This is a genomic window from Streptomyces brevispora (assembly GCF_007829885.1).
Classification (GTDB): Bacteria; Actinomycetota; Actinomycetes; order Streptomycetales; family Streptomycetaceae; genus Streptomyces; species Streptomyces brevispora.
This window is the reverse complement of record NZ_VIWW01000002.1, coordinates 50,432-69,074: the sequence shown is the minus strand read 5'-3', so window position 1 is coordinate 69,074 and position 18,643 is coordinate 50,432. Positions and strand designations below refer to the sequence as shown.

Genomic DNA, 18,643 nt, shown 5'->3' with positions numbered 1-18,643 from the left:
ACCAACCCTGTGTGGTCGTGCGGCAGCCCGCCACATGCTTCTGCGGAGAGAGGTCGTTGCCTCGCCGGCCGCGTGGAGCTTCGGTTTCGGGTGAGTGCCTCGCTCGGGCCGTCCGGCAACGAACGAGGCACGGCTACCGAGCCCCCGCGCAGCTCGTGGCGACGCGTACGTACGAGTGCGAGGAGGCCGGGCCAGGAACCCCAGTGTTCCGCGACAGTGCCTGCGGAGTCCAAGCATTTTCTCCACGGTTGGGCAGGAACCCGGCCAGCTCGCCGGGCTCCTGCCTCGGGTCGGGCATGGCCGTTCCGCGTCAACGAGACGTCGGATGCTCCCTCTTCACCACCAGTCCCTTGGGCGCCTCGATGTGCGCCGTGCCGTCGGCGTCGACGGAGATGTCCACCCGGCCACCCGCGATGTCCAGCCCCTCCACCTTCAGCGGCCGGTACGCCTCCGCGAACGCGGGCGCGACCGTGAGCGTGCCGCCCGGCACATCGGCGGAGAGCCCCAGCACCGACTGGAGGACCATGACGGACGAGGCCGCCGCCCAGGCCTGCGGGCGGCAGGACGCCGGATAGGGCGAGGGCCGGGCGTCGGTCGACGCGCCATGACCGGCGAACAGTTCGGGAAGCCGGGCGTCGAAAGCCGAGGAGGCCGTCAGCAGACCCGCGGACAGGGACGCCGCAGCCTCCGGGAAACCAGCCCTGACCAGGCCGTGCACCGCGATCGCGGTGTCGTGCGGCCAGATGGAACCGATGTGGTAGCCATACGGGTTGTAGGCCACGGAGTCGCTGCTCAGGGTCCGCAAACCATGGCCCGAGTCGAGGTCGGGCGCACTGAGCCGGGCAGCGAGCAGAGCACTCTCCTCGTGGTTGAGCAGGCCCGTGCCGAGCAGTTGACCGAAGCCCGAAGTGACCGAGTCCACCGGATTCTTGTCCCGGTCGAGTGCTACGGCCGGGTACGGTCCGCGCTCGTCCTCCACCCAGAAGTGGCTGCGGAAGCGGTCGCGCAGCCGTTCGGCCCACTCCTCCCACCGGTCGGCGCCGGGGCGGCCGAAGGCGCGCAGCAGGTCGGCGCCGCCGCGGGCCGCCTCGTACGCGTACGCCTGGACCTCGCAGAGCGCGATCGGGGAGGCGGCGAAGCGTCCGTCGCGATACCGGATGGAGTCTCCCGAGTCCTTCCAGCCCTGGTTGGCCAGGCCCCGTCCGGTGTGGTCGATGTACTTGAGGAAGCCGTCGCCGTCCGCGTCACCGTGGTCGCGCATCCAGGCGAGGGCGGATTCCGCGTGCGGCAGGAGTTGTTCGACCTGCTCGGGCGCTAGGCCCCAGCGCCAGGAGTCGTGCAGCAGGGTGATCCAGAGCGGGGTGGCGTCGACCGTGCCGTAGTAGGAGGGCGGCAGGGAGAAGTTCTCGTCGAAGTTCTGGGTGGCGCGGCGCACTTCATGCAGGATCTTGCCGGGCTGTTCCTCGGTGTCCTGGTCGGACTTCGTGCCCTGGCGGCGAGCGAGGGTGCGCAGCGTTCCGGCGGCGAGATCGGTGCCCAGGGGCAGCAGCATGCGTGCCGCCCACAGGGAGTCGCGGCCGAAGAGGGTGAGGAACCACGGGGCTCCGGCGGCCAGGAACTGGTCGGCGGGGTTCTCCGGGTCGGTCAGGCGCAGCCGGTCGAGGTCGGCGGCGGACTGGCTCAGCCAGTGGTCGAAGCGGCGGTCGGCGCTGCGCAGTACCGGCGTGCGCCAGGGCAGGCTGTCCGCCGGGGGCGCGGGGAACTGGTCGCCGTCCTCATGAGCGGCGTCGCAGTGCAGTTGGGCGTTCCATGACGAACCGGGGGCCAGTTCGATGTCGTACGCCAGCCTTCCGGCGGCCGGATCGACGGCGGCGGGCCGGGGGGAGCTGGTGAGGCGTACCGAGAAGGCGCCCCCGGACCAGCCGAGTCCGTTCTCGGTGACGTGGGCGCAGACCGGGTTCTGTGCGTGTCCGGACTTGACGCGCTCCATCGGGGCGAGGTCGGTAGCGGCGGTGACGATGAGCCGGACACGGACATGCTGCCGGCCGGCGTTGGCGACTTCGAGGGTCTCCTCCAGGCGCCCGGGGGTGACCCGACGTCGCCGGTGCAGGGTGACCGCGGGGTCCGGCGTCTCCTCGCCGAGGCCACGCAGCACACCGCGAAAGGCCGCTCGGTCCGCTCCCTCGAAGGATCCTCGCACCGGGGCGATCGCATGGCCGTCCGCCGCGACGGTCAGCCGGGCGAGCGCTCTGCTGTCGCCGTGGTAGAAGCCGTCGGCCCCGCCGTCGATCTGCCCGTCCTCGTGCGAGATCGCGAAGCTCGGGGCGTACAGCGTCACACAGGATTCATGCAGGAACGGCTGGAGGCCTTCGGCCGAGAGGCCGCCCCCCGTGACGGAGTTCGTTATGTCGTGGGTCTTGACAGTGGTGTCCAACAGAGCAGAACCTCTCAGGCATTGGAGCGTTCCAAGAACCCTAACGACGACCTCAGGCCGTTGACAACGGTATTGGAACGCTCCAATAAACTCGCCCGTCCATACAAGCGTTTCGGAGACACCCATGCCCCGCTCCCCGAACACCTCCGCGTCCAAGGCCGGTCCGGCGACCCTGGCCACGGTCGCGCGGCGGGCCGGAGTCTCTCCGCAAACGGTGTCCAACGCACTCAACTCGCCGGACCTGCTGCGTCCCGAGACCCTGGAGCGGGTCCGCCACGCCATCGACGAGCTGGGCTATCGCCCGCACCGGGCCGCCCAGACACTGCGCACCCGCTCCAGCAGACTCATCGGCTACGGCATCCGCCCCACCGCCCCCGGCGCCTCGGCCCCGGTCATGGACCGGTTTCTGCACGCCCTGTCCCAGACCGCCGACGAAGCCGGCTACCGGGTCCTGCTCTTCGCCTCACCCCCCGGCAGCGCCGGACTCGACGGGTACGAGGAGCTCCTCGACCTGCACAGCGTGGACGGTTTCGTGCTGAGCGGCACCGACCGGGGCGACCGGCGCCAGGCCTGGCTGGAGAAGCGCGGTGTGCCGTTCGTGGGCTTCGGCCGGATGTGGTCCGGCCGGCCGATCGGCGACTGGGTGGATGTCGACGGGGCCTCGGGCACGGACGCCGCGGTCGAGCATCTGGTGGGACTGGGGCATCGCAGGATCGCGTTCCTCGGCTGGCCGCGCGGCTCCGGCGTCGGCGACGACCGCGCCGAGGGCTGGCAGCGCGCCATGCGGCGGCACGGCCTTCCGGTGCGCGGCAAGCGGGCACAGAGCGTCGATGACATCGCCTCGGCACAGACCGCCGTGGGACCGCTGCTGGATGCCGGTGCGACCGCCGTGATCGCTGCGAGCGACATGCTCGCGCTGGGCTGCTATCACGCTCTTCGCGAACGGCAAGCCGTGCCGGGTGCCGATGTCGCCGTCATCGGCTTCGACGACGACCCCATGGCGTCGCTCCTCTCACCCGGGCTGTCCACTCTCGCCCAGCCGCTGGAGGCCGTCGGCCGCGAATGTGTCCGTCTGCTGCTGGCCCGCATGTCGGAACCCGACGCTCCGCCCGAGCGCGTGCTGCTCGAACCATCCCTCGTCGTGCGGGACAGCACACCCGCGTCGAACAACTGAGCCACCCCCCGGGCCCGTTCACGGCCTCTGATTCACAGCACGCCCCTTCCGGGCAGCTGAGCCGCACGTCTTATCCCTCCTGGAGGATTTCATGGTCACCCGTAAGACCGTCGCGGCCCTGGCCGCCTGCACGGCGCTTCTGGCCGCCACCGGATGCTCATCCGGCTTCGGCAGCGACAGCGAGCCGAAGCAGGACAAGGCAGGCAAGCAGAAACTGACGGTACTGATCGCCACCTCGGGCGACGCGGAGACCCAGGCCGTCAAGGCGGCCGCCGCCGCGTATGCGAAGAAGTCGGGTAACTCGGTCTCCGTCGAGGTCGCCAAGGACATGAACCAGCAGCTTGCCCAGTCCTTCGCCGGGCACAAGCCGCCGGACGTCTTCTACGTCAACTCCGACCAGTTCGCGAACTACGCGAAGGGCGGCTCGCTGTACCCGTACGGGGACCGGATATCCGACGCCGACGACTTCTCCGAGCAGCTGCGCACCTCGTTCTCGTACGACGGAAAGCTGGTCTGTCTGCCGAAGGACACCTCCACCCTCGGCCTCGCCATCAACACCGGTCTCTGGAAGAAGGCCGGGCTGACCGAGAAGGACTACCCGAAGAGCTGGGAGGAGCTGAGGACCGTCGCGGACAAGCTCACCGGCAACGGTGTCACCGGTCTGGTCACCAGCGACGAGTACCAGCGGCTCGGGGTGTTCATGAAGCAGTCGGGCGGCTGGCTCACCGACCCCGACCAGAAGAAGATGACCGCCGACACCCCGGAGAACGCCAAGGGGCTGAACTTCGTCCAGTCCCTGCTCAAGTCGGGCTCGATGAAGTTCGCCAAGCAGGTGGACACCAGCTGGGGCGGTGAGGCGCTCGGTAAGGGCAAGGCCGCCATGACCATCGAGGGCAACTGGCTCGACGGCGGCATGAAGCTCGACTACCCCGACGTGAAGTACGCCATCGCACCGCTGCCCGAGGGGCCGGCCGGCCAGGGCACCCTCGCCTTCAGCAACTGCTGGGGCGTCGCCGCCGACAGCGCGCACCGCGCGGCGGGCGTGGACCTCGTGAAATACCTCACCTCCGCCCAGCAACAGCTCGCCTTCGCCGACGCGTTCGGTGTCATGCCGTCGCGGACGAGTGCGCTCAAGACGTACGCGGAGAAGCAGCCGGCCGCCAAGGCCTGGGTGGAGGGGAATGCCTACGCGCAGGGGCCGGTGACGATCGCGGGCTTCGACAAGGTCCTGGGCCAGTTCAACACCGACCTGCAGTCGCTGCGCACCGCCGACCCGAAGAAGATCCTCGCCGACCTCCAGCGCAACGGCGAACAGGCGATCGCGAAGGGCAACTGAGCCCCATGCCCATCCGCCCGATGCTCGCGGGAGGTACCTCCCGCACGACCGGCTCGCCCGGCGCACCTGACAGCGCACCCGGCGAAACCGGTACCCCCGCGAAGGCTCGCGCCCGGCGCGCGGGCCTTCGCGGGGAGGGCACCTGGGGCTGGCTGTTCGTCAGCCCCATGGTGCTCGTCCTCGGCCTGTTCATGGTGCTTCCCATCCTGATGGCGCTGTGGGTGAGCCTGCTGCACTGGGACGGGCAGTCCAACCCGTTCTCCGGTCAGGCCGATTTCGTCGGCCTGGACAACTACCGGACGCTGCTCACGCAGGACGGACTCGACCGCACGCTCTTCGCGACCTCCCTGCGCAACAACGCCTACTACGTACTGCTGACCGTCCCCCTGCAGACGCTGCTGGCACTGGGTCTCGCCCTGGTCGTCAACCAGCGACTGCTGCGGGGACGGGGCGCGCTGCGCACCACGTTCTTCTTCCCGTCGGTCACCAGCTCCATCGCTGTCTCCACGGTCTTCCTCTTTCTCTTCCAGGGAAGTGGAGCCGTCAACTCCATGCTGACCTGGATCGGGGTCAAGGGACCGAACTGGTTCGCGGACCCCCGCGGAGTGCTCTCCGTGATCCTGGGCGGTCTGGGGATCATCGATCCCGAACGGCCCACCGGAGTGCTGGCCGATCACTCCGTCATGGGGCTGTCGTGGTTCGAGTGGCTCTCGGGCCCCTCGGTCGCGATGTGCACGCTCATCATGCTCGCGGTGTGGACCACCTCGGGCACCTTCATGCTGATCTTCCTCGCGGCACTCCAGAACATCCCGCGGGAGCTGGAGGAGTCGGCCGCGATCGAAGGGGTCAACCGCCGCCAGCTACTGCGGCACGTGACGCTGCCCGCGTTGCGTCCCGTGTTGTTCCTGGTGCTCACCCTGGGACTGATCTCCACCTGGCAGGTCTTCGATCAGGTGTATGTGATGGGCCAGGGCGCCCCGGGCAATACGACGCTCACGCCGGCCTTCCTGTCGTACTCCGCCGGCTTCGGCAACTCGGACTTCGGCCAGGGCTCGGCCATCGCGTTCATCCTGCTCGCCCTGATTCTCATCCTGACCGCGTTCCAGCGCTGGGCGCTGCGGGAGCGTGGCGCACGCACCGGGAGGAACCGATGACCACCGCCGGTGGGGCTGTACGCGAACGGACCCGGCCGGTCCGTCGCCCTCGCGCCTCGAACGACCGAGGACGGCCCGTCCTGAGGCGTTTCCCCCTGCCCGCACGACTGGTGGGTTACGCCATGGTGCTCGGGCTGGGCCTGCTCTACCTGCTGCCGTTCGTCCTCCAGTTGGTGACCGGCTTCAAGACGGACCCGGATGCCGCCGCTCATCCACTGGCCCTGCTGCCGACCACCCCGACGACGGCCGCGTACCAGAGGCTGTTCGGGCTGAGCCGGGCAGCGGAGGGGGTGCCCTTCCTTCGCTGGCTCGGCAACTCGGCGCTGGTGGCGGTGCTGGTGACCGCGGGCCGGGTGCTGTTCGACTCGATGGCGGGATACGCGCTGGCGCGACTGCGCTTCCGGGGCCGCTCGGTACTGCTCGGTTTCGTGATCGCGGTGATGGCGGTGCCCGGAGTCGCCCTGCTCATCCCGAAGTTCCTCGTGCTCAACACCTTCGGCATCTTCGACACGTACACCGGCATGATCCTTCCGCTGCTGGTGGACGCCGCGGGAATCTTCATCATGAAGCAGTTCTTCGAGTCGGTACCGCGCGAGGTCGAGGAAGCGGCGCGGGTCGACGGCGCAGGTGTGTTCCGGATCTTCTGGTCCGTCGTCCTGCCGATGGCCAGACCGGCACTGATCACTCTGACGATCCTGTCGTTCCAGGGGTCGTGGAACGAGTTCACGCACTTCCTCGTCAGCACGCAGTCCGGTCAGTACGAGACGCTCACCACGGGCTTGGCCCGTTTTGTCTCGGGCGGTCTCGGCGGAGGCACGCAGTATCCGCTGAAGCTGGCAGCGGCCTTGCTCTCCACCATCCCGGTGGCCGCGCTCTTCTTCTGCTTCCAGCGCTACTTCGTCAGCGGTGCCAACGCGGGTGCGGTCAAGGAGTGAGTCGGGCTGTCGTCGTCCTCCGCGTACGGGCGCGGGCCTGTGCGCCTGTTCCACGACGGGAGGCGCCGCTGCTGTTCGCCGGGGGCACTGAGCCTCCTGGGGGCGCGGGAAGATCCACGACCCCGCCATAGTTAGTAGAAGCGTGAACAATGCCGTGGTGCGCTCAGTGGATGTCGTGGTGATCGGCGCCGGACAGGCGGGCCTGTCCGGCGCCTACCACCTGCGCCGTACGGGCCTGGAGCCCGACCGCGATTTCGTGGTGCTCGACCACGCCCCACGCCCCGGCGGTGCCTGGCAGTTCCGCTGGCCGTCGCTGACGTACGGCAAGGTCCACGGTATGCACGCACTGCCCGGCATGGAGCTGACCGGCGCCGATGACAGCAGGCCCTCCTCCGAGGTCATCGGCGAGTACTTCGACTCGTACGAACGCGCCTTCGACCTGCGGGTGCACCGGCCGGTCGAGGTGAGCGCGGTGCGCGAGGGAGACGGCGGGCGGCTGCTCGTGGAGACCTCCGAGGGCACGTATGCGACCCGGGCCCTGATCAGTGCGACGGGAACCTGGGACCGGCCGTTCTGGCCGCGCTACCCGGGCCAGGACACCTTCCGCGGCCGCCAACTGCACACGGCGAACTATCCGGGGCCCGCCGAGTTCGCCGGGCAGCGGGTCGTCGTGGTGGGCGGCGGGGCGTCCGGTACCCAGCATCTGATGGAGATCGCCGAGGTGGCCGCGGACACCCACTGGGTGACGCGCCGGCCACCGGTCTTCCGCGAGGGCCCGTTCGACGCGGACCGGGGGCGGGCCGCCGTCGCCATGGTGGCGGACCGGGTACGGCGCGGGCTGCCGCCGCAGAGCGTGGTCAGCGTGACTGGGCTGCCGGTCACCGATGCCGTCCGGCGCGCCCGCGAGTCGGGGGTGTTCGATCGCCTGCCGATGTTCGACCGGATCACACCGACCGGCGTCGCCTGGGACGACGGCCGCACCGTCGAGGCCGATGTCATCCTCTGGGCGACCGGCTTCCGGCCCGCCATCGACCATCTCGCCCCGTTGCGGCTGCGCGAGCCCGGTGGCGGCATCCGGATCGAGGGGACCCGGGCGGTACGCGACGAGCGCGTCCATCTCGTCGGGTACGGACCGTCCGCCAGCACGATCGGCGCCAACCGGGCCGGGCGGGCCGCCGTACGGGCGATCGGACGGTTGCTGGAACGTGCCGAGCCGGCCGTGGAACGGGCTGCTCCCGCGGCGTGAGCGCGTCGGGTCGGGTCGGGGACACGCACCCACTTCGTGGGTTGGCTCATCTGACCATGGCTCGATCAGTGCCGTCGCTCCCCGTCCCACGGGAGCGGCGGCGCCGTGTGTACCGTCCGGGCAGATCCCGGCCGGGCCGGTGACACGACAGGGGCCGTTCGTCCGTACAGACGTCCGGCGTTCGGGGCTCACCGCGTCGCGAAGGACGCGAAACCGTGCCGGCAGGCACCGCAGGGTTCGCCCTCGTGAGCAGGCGCGGCCGATCCCGCCGCTCCCCGCCGATCCCGCTAATCAGCCTGCTGTATAGGCGAGTTGGGTATCCCGGCGAACCAGGGCGGCGTAGCGCCCGTCCTGCGCGAGCAGTTCCTCGTGAGTGCCGCGCTCCGCGGTCCGTCCGCCGTCCAGGACGACGATCTGGTCCGCGTCACGCACCGTGGACAGCCGGTGAGCGATGGTGAGAGTGGTGCGTCCGGCGGAGAGTGCGTCGATCGCCTCCTGCACGGCGAACTCGGTACGGGTGTCGAGGGCGCTGGTCGCCTCGTCGAGGATCAGCACCGGCGGATCGCGCAGGATCGTGCGGGCGATGGCCAGCCGTTGCTTCTCGCCGCCCGAAAACCGGTAGCCGCGTTCACCGACAAGGGTGTCGTAGCCGTAGGGCAGCGAGGCGATGTGGTCATGGATCTGTGCCGCGCGGGCCGCTGCCTCGATCTCCGCGTCGGTGGCCTCGGGCTTGGCGAAGCGCAGGTTCTCGGCAACGGAGGCGTGGAAGAGGTACGTCTCCTGGGAGACCACCCCGATGGCCCTGGCGAGGGTGTCGAAATCCAGATCACGCACATCCACGCCGTCGAGCGTGACGCGTCCACCGGAGACGTCGTACAGCCGCGGCACCAGATAGCTGAGGGTGGACTTTCCGGATCCGGTGGGGCCCACGACCGCCAGGCTGCCGCCCGCGGGCACGGCCACGTCGACGCCACTGAGGGTGGGACCGCTCTTCTCGTCGTAGCTGAAGTCGACGTTCTCGAAGCGGATCTCGCCGCGGATCTTCCCCAGCCGGACCGGGTTCTCCGGCTCCGTGATGTCCACCGTGAGGTCGAGGTATTCGAAGATCCGCTGGAAGAGGGCGAGAGACGTCTGCATCTGCACTCCGGTGGAGAGCAGGCTCACGGCGGGCCGGAAGAGGCCCTGCTGGAGCGAGACGAAGGCGACGATCGTACCGATGGAGACAGTGGGTCCGCCGGACTGCAGGGTGAGGCCCGCGGCCCAGTAGATGAAGGCGGGCATGGCGGCCATGACGATACCGATCGTCGACATCCGCCAGCGTCCGGCCATGCTGGAGCGCACTTCGAGGTCGACCAGACGCTCGGACTCCTCGGCGAATCCCTTGGTGAGCGAATCCGACCGGCCCATGGTGCGGCCGAGCAGGATGCCGCTGACGGAGAGCGATTCGGTGACCGTGGCCGCCATCGCGGCCATCTGCTTCTGCCGCTGGGTGGTGATCTTCTTGCGCTCACGGCCGACCCGGCGGCTGATCCAGACGAAGACCGGCAGCAGCACCATCGAGACGACGGTGAGCCGCCAGTCGAGCGCGAGCATGGCGACGACGGTGGCGATGACCGCGGTGAAGTTGGAGACCAGCGAGGTCGCCGTCGAGGTGACGGTGGCCTGCATGCCTCCGATGTCGTTGGCGATCCGGGACTGGACCTCGCCCGTGCGGGTCTTGGTGAAGAAGGCGAGCGGCATCCGCTGGAGCTGGGTGTAGACCGCGGTGCGCAGGTCGTGCATCACGCGCTGGCCGACGGTGGTGGAGATGAGGGTCTGCAGCACGCCGAAGACGCTGTTCATCACGGCCGTGAGGATCATGCCGAGCGCGAGCAGCGAGAGAAGTCCGGTCCGACCCTGCGGGATGGCGGTGTCGAGGATTTCGCGCAGCAGGAACGGTGAGGCGACCGACACCAGCGACGAGGCGCCGACGAGCAGTCCGACCACCGCGAGACGGCCGCGGTACGGATGGAAGAGGCGGAGGATACGGCGCAGTTCGGCGGGCGGCTGCTCGGCATCCGGTGGCGGGGGTGTCCACGTGGGTTCGTCGGGTTTCATGAGCTCCTTCGTCAGACGTGCGGCAACGGGGAGGATGCGACGGCCTGCCTCGGCACGCGCGTCAAGGGGTCCGCGACCGTCCGGATCGGCGGGTCGTCGGGAATCGCGGTCCGTGACAGTCGAGCAGATAGGAGCATAGCTCATTGTTACCTCTATTCACAATGAACCAAGTCCTGATATTGTTTCCCCATGGATTCCCCCGACCCCGACGGCCTGCTCGCCGAACAGCTGCTGCGGCTGACCCGCAGGCTCCAGCGCATTCAGAGCCGCCAGCTGGAGCCGGTCGGCATCACCCCCGCGCAGTTCCGGCTGCTGCGCACCGTGGCCCACTACGACGGTCCGCCGCGGATGGCGGATCTCGCGCACCGCCTCGATGTGGTCCCGCGCGCCGTGACCACGCTGGTGGACGGCCTGGAGGCCAGCGGCCGGGTGCGCCGCACCCCCGATCCGGACAGCCGCCGGGCGGTCCGGATCGAGATCACCGACGAGGGCATCTCCACGCTCCGGTCGCTGCGCAACGGGCGCCGGGCGGCCGCAGAGGAGATCCTGGCTCCATTGACCGCCGATCAGCGCGAGGTGCTCGGCGGACTGCTGACCGCTCTGGTCAACGGAATGCCGGAGCGCCGCTGCTGACCGCGTGCGAAGCACCGCACCGAGCCGCCGAGGGGACCTCGACATGCCGCTGCTGGAGCCGAAGCCGGAGGCCCTGCGCCCCGGTGCGATGCGCAGCCCCGCCCATGACCGGGTGCCCGACGACCGGGCGCCGGGCACACCCGAGCCGCTGCGGGGCGAGCTGACCGCCCTGCTGGGGCCGCAGAAGGTGCTGTCGAAGATCTCCGACCTGGTGCGGTACGCCTCCGATGCCAGCCCCTACCGGTTCGTACCCCAGGTCGTCGTCGTGCCCGAGGACATCGATGACGTCTCGGCGATCCTGTCGTACGCGCACGGCAAGGGCCGCAACGTAGTCTTCCGGGCCGCGGGCACCAGTCTGAACGGCCAGGCGCAGGGCGAGGACATCCTCGTCGACGTACGGCACCACTGGGCCGGCATCGAGGTCCTGGACGGCGGGGCGCGGGCCCGCATCCGACCAGGGACGACGATCATGCGGGCCAACGCCGCCCTCGCCCGGCACGGCCGGCTGCTCGGCCCCGATCCGGCCAGCGCGATCGCCTGCACGATCGGCGGGGTCGTCGCGAACAACGCCTCCGGAATGACCGCGGGCACCAGCCGCAATGCGTACCGGACCGTCTCGTCGCTCACCTTCGTGCTGGCCGGCGGCACGGTGGTGGACACCGGCGATCCCTCCGCGGACGAGGACCTGGCGCACGCGGAGCCACGGCTCTGCGCGGGACTCCTCGCGCTGAAGGCGGAGATCGAGGCCGATGCCGGGCTCACCGCCCGGATCCGGGCCAAGTACGAGATCAAGAACACCAACGGGTACCGGCTCGACGCCTTCCTGGACGGCACGACACCGGTGGAGATCCTGCGCGGGCTCATGGTCGGATCGGAGGGGACCTTCGGCTTCATCTCCGAGGTCGTCTTCGACACGCTGCCGCTGGATCGCCGCGTCTCCACCGCACTGCTCTTCTTCCCGTCCCTGACGGCGGCCGCGGCCGCCGTCCCGCTGTTCAACGAAGCGGGCGCCATCGCCGTCGAGCTGATGGACGGGAACACCCTGCGGGCCTCCGTCAGCGTTCAGGGGGTACCCGCCGACTGGGCCGGGCTGCCGAAGGAGACCGCGGCACTGCTGGTGGAGTTCAGGGCCCCGGACGAGGCGGGCCAGGAGGCGTACGAGCGGGCGGCGGCCGGTGTCGTACGCCGGTTGGAGCTGGTCCGGCCCGTCACCTCGGCGACCAATGAGTTCACCCGGGACGCCGGGACCATCTCCGGCTACTGGAAGGCCCGCAAGGCCTTCGTCACCGCGGTCGGCGGCTCCCGGCCGTCCGGCACGACGCTGATCACGGAGGATTTCGCCGTCCCTCCGTCGCGGCTGGCCGACGCCTGCGAGGCGCTGCTGGCGCTCCAGGCCGAGCACGGATTCGACGCCGCCGTCGCAGGCCACGCGGCCCACGGCAACCTGCACTTCCTGCTCGCCTTCGACGCGGCGAAGCCCTCCGACGTCGACCGGTACGCCGCCTTCATGGCGGACTTCTGCCGGCTGACCGTGGAACGGTTCGACGGATCCCTCAAGGCGGAACACGCCACCGGCCGCAATATCGCCCCGTTCCTGGAGCTGGAATGGGGCCCGCGCGCGACCGAACTGATGTGGCGGACCAAGCAGCTCATCGACCCCGACGGGGTGCTGGCGCCCCGGATCGTCCTGGACCGCGATCCGAAGGCCCATCTGCGCGGCCTGAAGACCATCCCTCAGGTCGAGGCGGTGGCCGACCCGTGCATCGAGTGCGGATTCTGCGAACCGACGTGCCCCAGTCACGACCTGACCACGTCACCGCGCCAACGCATCGTGCTGCGCCGGGAGATGATGCGGCAGCCGGGCGGTTCGCCGGTGGAGACCGGGCTGCTCGACGCGTACGGGTACGACGCGGTGGACACCTGCGCCGGCGACTCCACCTGCAAACTCGCCTGTCCGGTCGGCATCGACACGGGCGCCATGATGAAGGACTTCCGCCATCAGCGGCACTCCCCGCGCGAGGAACGGATCGCCGCGCTCACGGCGAAGCACTTCCGCACCGTGGAGGCGGCGGCCCGGCTCGCGGTCGCCGCGGCCGCCCGGATCGACGACCGGCTCCTCGAAGGCGTCACCGGTCTCGCCCGCCGGGCGGTGCGCCCCGACCTGATTCCCGCGTGGCTGCCGGAGATCCCCGGCGCCGCCGCCCGCGCACTGCCCCCTACGTCCAGGGCCGGAGCGAGCGCGGTCTACTACCCGGCCTGCGTCAACCGCATCTTCGGCGGCCCCGAGGGGCAGCGTGTCCCGTCCCTGCCGCAGGCCGTGGTCGCCGTGTCCGCGCGGGCCGGGAAGCCCGTCTGGATCCCGCAGGACGTCGCTGGGACCTGCTGCGCGACGATCTGGCACTCCAAGGGGTACGAGACCGCGAACGCCGTGATGGCCAACCGGATCGTGGAAGCGGCCTGGGGCTGGACAGCGGGCGGAAAGCTGCCGCTGGTCGTCGACGCATCCTCGTGCACGCTGGGCATCGCCCATGAGGTGGTGCCGTATCTGACCGCGAGCAACCGGGAGTTGCATCGCGAGCTGACCGTCGTCGACTCCCTGGTGTGGGCCGCCGGCGAGCTCCTGCCGGAGCTGACGGTGCTGCGCCGAACCGGTTCCGCGGTCCTGCATCCGACCTGCTCGATGGAGCATCTGAACGATGTGGACCAGTTGCGTGCCGTCGCGGAGGCCTGTGCGCAGGAGGTCGTCGTCCCGGACGACGCCGCGTGCTGCGGATTCGCGGGAGACCGCGGCATGCTGCACGAGGAACTGACGGCCTCGGCCACCGCGAAGGAGGCCGCCGAGGTGAACACCAGGGAGTACGACACGTATCTCTCGGCCAACCGGATGTGCGAGATCGGCATGGACCGGGCGACGGGCCGTTCGTACTACTCGGTGCTGATGGAGCTGGAGCGGGCCACCCGGCCCGATCCCGGTCAGGCCTGAAGGCTGGCGCGGTCACCCATGACCACGACCGGGTGCTGCTTCGGGTCGAGGGTGCGCAACAGCTTCTCCATGGCCGTCTTCGGCAGGCTCACACAGGCCGATGTGCCGCTGCCGTGGTCCATGTGCAGCCAGATGCTGCCGCCCTTGGTCTGGCCCTCCGGTCGCGTCGGGTCGTTGGGAGGCGTTCCCTTGACGCGGTTGTAGTCGATGGCGATGACGTAGTCGAAGTCGTGCCAGTGGGACTTGGCCCAGTAGCGCGGGGCCTGGATGGACGCCGACTCGGTGTACGGGAGCCGGGCGCCCGGATCGGGCAGCACACCGCCCGCGTCGGTGAGGGTGAAGACACCGACCGGGCTGCGCTTGTCGTCCTCGTGGTGGTCGGCGGCCCAGCCCTTCTTGCCGTTGTGGGCCTTCCAGCCGGCGGCCTTGTCCCAGGTGGAGCCGGTCCTGGTGTAGAGCACGACTGTGGAGTCCGCGGAGTTCTTGCCCGCGCCGTAGACGGTGACGACCTGACGGGAGTTGTCCGGGATCTGCGACCGCATCCGGTCGCCGACATCCGGAATGCGCTTGAGGTCGACGGTCCGCGGCTTGTCCTTCGACTGCTCGCCGCCGGCCGACCGCGCGTCGCTCTTCTCCGCGCCCTGTCCGTCGCCGCACGACGTCAGCATCGTGAGCAGGACCCCGCAGGCGGCCGCCGAGACCACCACTCGTACCGCACCCGCTATATGCATCCGCCCATGTTCGCACTCCGTCGTGTCCGGCCCCGCCCACCGCTGCGGGCCGCAGCGAATGCGTGCCGAATCTTTACACCGCACCCACCCGTAACTGGCGCTCACTCCGCCCGGGTTCGCGCCCAGGCCGCTCTGCCTGCCCGTAAAAGGGTTTGCCGCGCCCCCGACGGGACGCGAGGATTGGACGGTTTGGTCCCCCCGCACGCTTTCCCCCCCACGTGATTCTGGAGGTCCTCGCGGACCTCAGCTCCTTCCGATCTTTGGGACGTCATGCAAATTCGCGACCTTCCGTATACGGATCCCGGCGATCCCGATGTCCGGTCCGGCCCTCGCTTTCTGATCTGGCTCGGCCGCAACCAGATCCGCGGACAGCTCAAGTCCCTGTCGTGGGGCCTGCTGCACCAGTGCTCCATCGCCGGACTGCCGCTCGTCATCGGGTTCGCCGTCCAGGCGGTCGTCGACCGGTCCGGCAACCGGCTCGCACTGTCCGGCGGGCTGATCGCGGTCCTCGGTGTGCTGATCGCGGTGGGCGACACCATGCTCCACCGGACCGCCATCACCAACTGGATCACGGCCGCCGCCCGGGTCCAGCAACTGCTGGCCCGCAAGACCGCGGAACTCGGCTCGGCACTGACCCGCCAGGTCGCCGCGGGCGAGGTCGTCGCGGTGTCCACCGGTGACGTGGAGAAGATCGGCTGGTTCGTCGAGGCACTCTCCCGCTTCGCCGCCGCCGCTGTCGCCCTCGTCATCATCTGTGTCGGGCTCGTCGTCTATCTGCCCTCGCTTGGTGTGCTCGTGGCGCTCGCCATGCCCGTGCTCGCCCTGGGCGTCCTGCCGTTCCTCCCCCGTGCCACCCGCCGCGCCGACTTCCAGCGCGAGAAGGCCGGCAAGGCCACCGAACTGGCCTCGGACACCGTGGCCGGGCTACGCGTGCTACGCGGCATCGGCGGCGAGGAACTCTTCCTGGGACGCTACCGGCGTGCCTCGCAGGAGGTCCGCAAGGCCGCGGTACGCAGCGCGCAGATGTGGTCGCTGATCTCGGCGATCCAGGTCCTGCTTCCGGGTGTGCTGCTGATCTCCCTGGTCACCTACGGGGCCGCGCTGGCCCGCGACGGGAAGATCGACGTCGGCCAGCTGGTGACCGTGTACAGCGCAGCGACGCTGCTGCTGTTCCCACTGCGGCACGTCGAAGAGATCGCCATGGCGTACTCCTTCTCCCGGCCGTCCGCACAGCGCGCGGTCCGGGTGCTCTCGCTGAGCCGTGTAGCCCGGCCGTCGACGGTGGATGCCGCTCCGACCGGGGATCTGTACGACCCAGCCACTGGGCTGATGGCGCCCGAGGGCCTGTTCACCGCGGTGGTCTGCGGCGATCCCGACGAGGCGGGCCGGCTCGCGGACCGGCTCGGCGGCCACGCCCAGCCGGCGGTGTCACAGGAAGGTGCCGTCGAGGAGGGTGCGACGGACCACGAGGTGCCGTCCGTGCTGCTCGGGGGCGTACCCCTGGACGAACTGGAACTGGATGCGGCGCGGACCGCCGTTCTGGTCCAGGACAAGGACCCGGTACTGCTCTCCGGCACCCTGCGCGAACTGCTGGACGTGCCGTCGTCGGGCCGGGTGACCGCCGAGGACGCGCTGTCGGCCGCGCAGTGCGACGACGTCCTGAACGCGTTGGCGCAGGCATCCGTCGACTCCGGCGGCGATCCGATGGACACCCGGATCACCGAACGCGGTCGGTCGCTCTCCGGCGGCCAGCGCCAGCGGCTCGCCCTGGCCCGGTCGTTGGTGACCGACCCGGAGGCGCTGGTGCTCGACGAGCCGACCTCCGCCGTCGACTCGCACACGGAGGCGCGGGTCGCCGCGGGCATCAAGGCGCTGCGCAAGAACCGTACGACGGTGGCCTTCGCCTCGTCACCGCTGCTGCTCGATCTGGCGGACCGGGTGGCGCTGGTCCACCGGGGCACGGTGGTGGCCGTCGGCACCCATCGTGAACTGCTGCGCGGCGAACCGCGCTACCGGGCCGTCGTCACCCGCGAGACCGACGACGAGATCCCGGCACCTGCCCCGCCGGGCAAGGACGAAGCGATCCACGCGATCGACACCATCGAGGAAATCGAGGAGAGGGCATGATCGGCGTCGCACCACCGGCTTACGACCCGGCCGCCCCTGAGTCGGCCACGACCCTGCCGGTCGGCACCCCCACGACCGTCAGGACGTATGCGAGTGAGCTGATACGCCGACACCGGCGGCCGTTCACCGTGGTCACTCTGCTCAACACGGTCGCGGTGGTCGCCTCCATCGCCGGACCGTACCTGCTGGGCAGGCTCGTCGAGGACCTGTCCAACGGGGTCACCGACCTTCATCTGGAGCGCACCGCGGCGGTGTTCGCCGTCGCGCTGATCGTGCAGACCGTGGTCACCCGGATGATGCGGCTGCGCAGCGCGATGCTCGGTGAGGAGATGCTGGCCGATCTGCGCGAAGACTTCCTCGTGCGGTCGGTGCGACTGCCGCCGGGCGTACTGGAGCGGGCCGGGACGGGCGATCTGCTCTCCCGGATCACCACGGACATCGACCGGCTCGCCAACGCCATGCGCGAGGCGGTGCCGCAACTGGCCATCGGTGTGGTGTGGGCGGGGCTGCTGCTCGCCGCTCTCACCGTCACCGCTCCCCCGCTGGCGCTCTCGGTGCTCATCGCGCTGCCGGTGCTGATCGTCGGCTGCCGCTGGTACTTCCGCCGGGCGCCGTCCGCGTACCGCTCGGAGGCCGCCGGTTACGCGGCGGTCGCGGCCATGCTCGCGGAGACGGTGGATGCCGGACGGACCGTGGAGGCGCACCGGCTGGGTGCGCGCCGGGTCGCGCTGTCGGACCGGCGGATCAAGGAGTGGACGGCCTGGGAGCGGTACACGCTCTTCCTGCGATCGGTGCTCTTTCCCGTCATCAACGCCACGTACGTGACGATCCTCGGTGCGGTCCTGATGCTCGGGGGCTGGTTCGTGATCGAGGGCTGGCTCACCGTCGGGCAGTTGACGACGGGTGCGCTGCTCGCCCAGATGATGGTCGACCCGATCGGCCTGATCCTGCGCTGGTACGACGAGTTGCAGGTCGCGCAGGTGTCGCTGGCACGCCTCGTGGGTGTCCGCGAGATCGAGCCGGACGCGGGCGACGCGGCGGTGACCCCGGACGGCCGGGATGTCCGCGCCGACGAGGTGCACTTCGGCTACCGGGCCGGTCTCGACGTGCTGCACAAGGTGTCGCTGGACGTCGCTCCGGGTACCCGGCTGGCGCTGGTCGGCCCGTCCGGTGCGGGCAAGTCCACGCTGGGCCGGCTGCTGGCCGGGATCTACGCCCCGCGCACCGGCGAGGTCTCGCTGGGCGGCGCGCAGTTGTCGCGGATGACCGCTGAGCGCGTGCGTACGCATGTGGCGCTGGTCAACCAGGAGCACCATGTGTTCGTGGGTTCGCTGCGGGACAACCTGTTGCTGGCGCGTGCCGACGCCGGGGACGCGGAGCTGTGGGCGTCACTGGCCGCGGTCGACGCGGACGGCTGGGCCAGGGCCCTGGACGAGGGGCTGGACTGCGAGGTCGGCTCCGGGGGTCTGGCGCTCACTCCCGCGCAGGCCCAGCAGATCGCGCTGGCCCGGTTGGTGCTGGCCGATCCGCACACGCTGGTGCTGGACGAGGCGACGTCACTGCTCGACCCGCGCGCGGCTCGCCATCTGGAGCGCTCGCTGGCCCGGGTGCTGGACGGCCGTACGGTCGTGGCCATCGCGCACCGGCTGCACACGGCGCACGACGCGGATGTGATCGCGGTCGTCGAGCAGGGCCGGATCAGCGAGCTGGGCAGCCATGACGAGCTGGTGGCGGCGGACGGCGCGTACGCGGCGCTGTGGCGGTCCTGGCACGGCTGACGGGGGTGGGGCGTC

12 protein-coding genes are annotated in these 18,643 nt (G+C 70.2%); 9 read left to right on the top strand and 3 right to left on the bottom strand.

From position 1 onward, the window contains the following. Nucleotides 1–310 precede the first annotated feature (310 nt). A complete protein-coding gene (locus FHX80_RS29915) occupies nucleotides 311–2,434 on the bottom strand; it encodes an amylo-alpha-1,6-glucosidase (protein WP_244318670.1) in 2,124 nt (707 codons plus the stop codon). A 124-nt stretch (nucleotides 2,435–2,558) separates the two neighbouring features. On the opposite strand from FHX80_RS29915, the gene FHX80_RS29910 reads away from it, so the two are divergent. From FHX80_RS29910 to FHX80_RS29890, 5 genes are all read left to right on the top strand, one after another. Further along, complete coding sequence (locus FHX80_RS29910) at nucleotides 2,559–3,608, top strand: LacI family DNA-binding transcriptional regulator (RefSeq protein WP_145767614.1); 1,050 nt, start codon at nucleotides 2,559–2,561, stop codon at nucleotides 3,606–3,608. Nucleotides 3,609–3,699: 91 nt separating this feature from the next. Next, nucleotides 3,700–4,944 (top strand): sugar ABC transporter substrate-binding protein, encoded by a 1,245-nt coding sequence (locus tag FHX80_RS29905; RefSeq protein WP_145767613.1) that lies wholly within the window; start codon nucleotides 3,700–3,702, stop codon nucleotides 4,942–4,944. Nucleotides 4,945–4,949: 5 nt separating this feature from the next. Then, complete coding sequence (locus FHX80_RS29900; RefSeq protein WP_244318668.1) at nucleotides 4,950–6,098, top strand: carbohydrate ABC transporter permease; 1,149 nt, start codon at nucleotides 4,950–4,952, stop codon at nucleotides 6,096–6,098. Continuing rightward, entirely contained in the window at nucleotides 6,095–7,033 is a 939-nt protein-coding gene (locus FHX80_RS29895) for a carbohydrate ABC transporter permease (protein ID WP_244318667.1), read from the top strand. The genes FHX80_RS29900 and FHX80_RS29895 overlap by 4 nt, the downstream gene beginning before the upstream one ends. 157 nt (nucleotides 7,034–7,190) lie before the next feature. After that, a complete protein-coding gene (locus FHX80_RS29890) occupies nucleotides 7,191–8,279 on the top strand; it encodes an NAD(P)-binding domain-containing protein (protein WP_145767612.1) in 1,089 nt (362 codons plus the stop codon). A 291-nt stretch (nucleotides 8,280–8,570) separates the two neighbouring features. Here FHX80_RS29890 and FHX80_RS29885 read toward each other — a convergent pair whose 3' ends face one another. After that, on the bottom strand, nucleotides 8,571–10,376 hold the full coding sequence (locus FHX80_RS29885) for an ABC transporter ATP-binding protein (protein ID WP_145767611.1): 1,806 nt from the start codon (nucleotides 10,374–10,376) through the stop codon (nucleotides 8,571–8,573). 189 nt (nucleotides 10,377–10,565) lie between these two features. Here FHX80_RS29885 and FHX80_RS29880 point away from each other — a divergent pair, with 189 nt between their 5' ends. Both FHX80_RS29880 and FHX80_RS29875 read left to right on the top strand, forming a co-directional pair. After that, nucleotides 10,566–11,009: a MarR family winged helix-turn-helix transcriptional regulator gene (locus FHX80_RS29880; RefSeq protein ID WP_145767610.1), complete on the top strand. Its 444-nt coding sequence runs from the start codon at nucleotides 10,566–10,568 to the stop codon at nucleotides 11,007–11,009. 43 nt (nucleotides 11,010–11,052) lie between these two features. After that, the gene (locus tag FHX80_RS29875; RefSeq protein ID WP_145767609.1) at nucleotides 11,053–13,992 is read left to right on the top strand and encodes an FAD-binding and (Fe-S)-binding domain-containing protein; all 2,940 of its coding nucleotides are present in this window, start codon (nucleotides 11,053–11,055) and stop codon (nucleotides 13,990–13,992) included. Here FHX80_RS29875 and FHX80_RS29870 read toward each other — a convergent pair. Continuing rightward, complete coding sequence (locus tag FHX80_RS29870) at nucleotides 13,983–14,723, bottom strand: L,D-transpeptidase family protein (RefSeq protein WP_375885405.1); 741 nt, start codon at nucleotides 14,721–14,723, stop codon at nucleotides 13,983–13,985. The genes FHX80_RS29875 and FHX80_RS29870 overlap by 10 nt on opposite strands. A gap of 270 nt (nucleotides 14,724–14,993) precedes the next feature. Here FHX80_RS29870 and FHX80_RS29865 point away from each other — a divergent pair, with 270 nt between their 5' ends. Both FHX80_RS29865 and FHX80_RS29860 read left to right on the top strand, forming a co-directional pair. Beyond that, a complete protein-coding gene (locus tag FHX80_RS29865; protein WP_145767608.1) occupies nucleotides 14,994–16,850 on the top strand; it encodes an ABC transporter transmembrane domain-containing protein in 1,857 nt (618 codons plus the stop codon). After that, nucleotides 16,847–18,628, top strand: a complete 1,782-nt coding sequence (locus FHX80_RS29860) for an ABC transporter ATP-binding protein (RefSeq protein WP_145767607.1) — start codon at nucleotides 16,847–16,849, stop codon at nucleotides 18,626–18,628. Before FHX80_RS29865 ends, FHX80_RS29860 begins: the two co-directional genes overlap by 4 nt. Nucleotides 18,629–18,643: the final 15 nt, after the last annotated feature.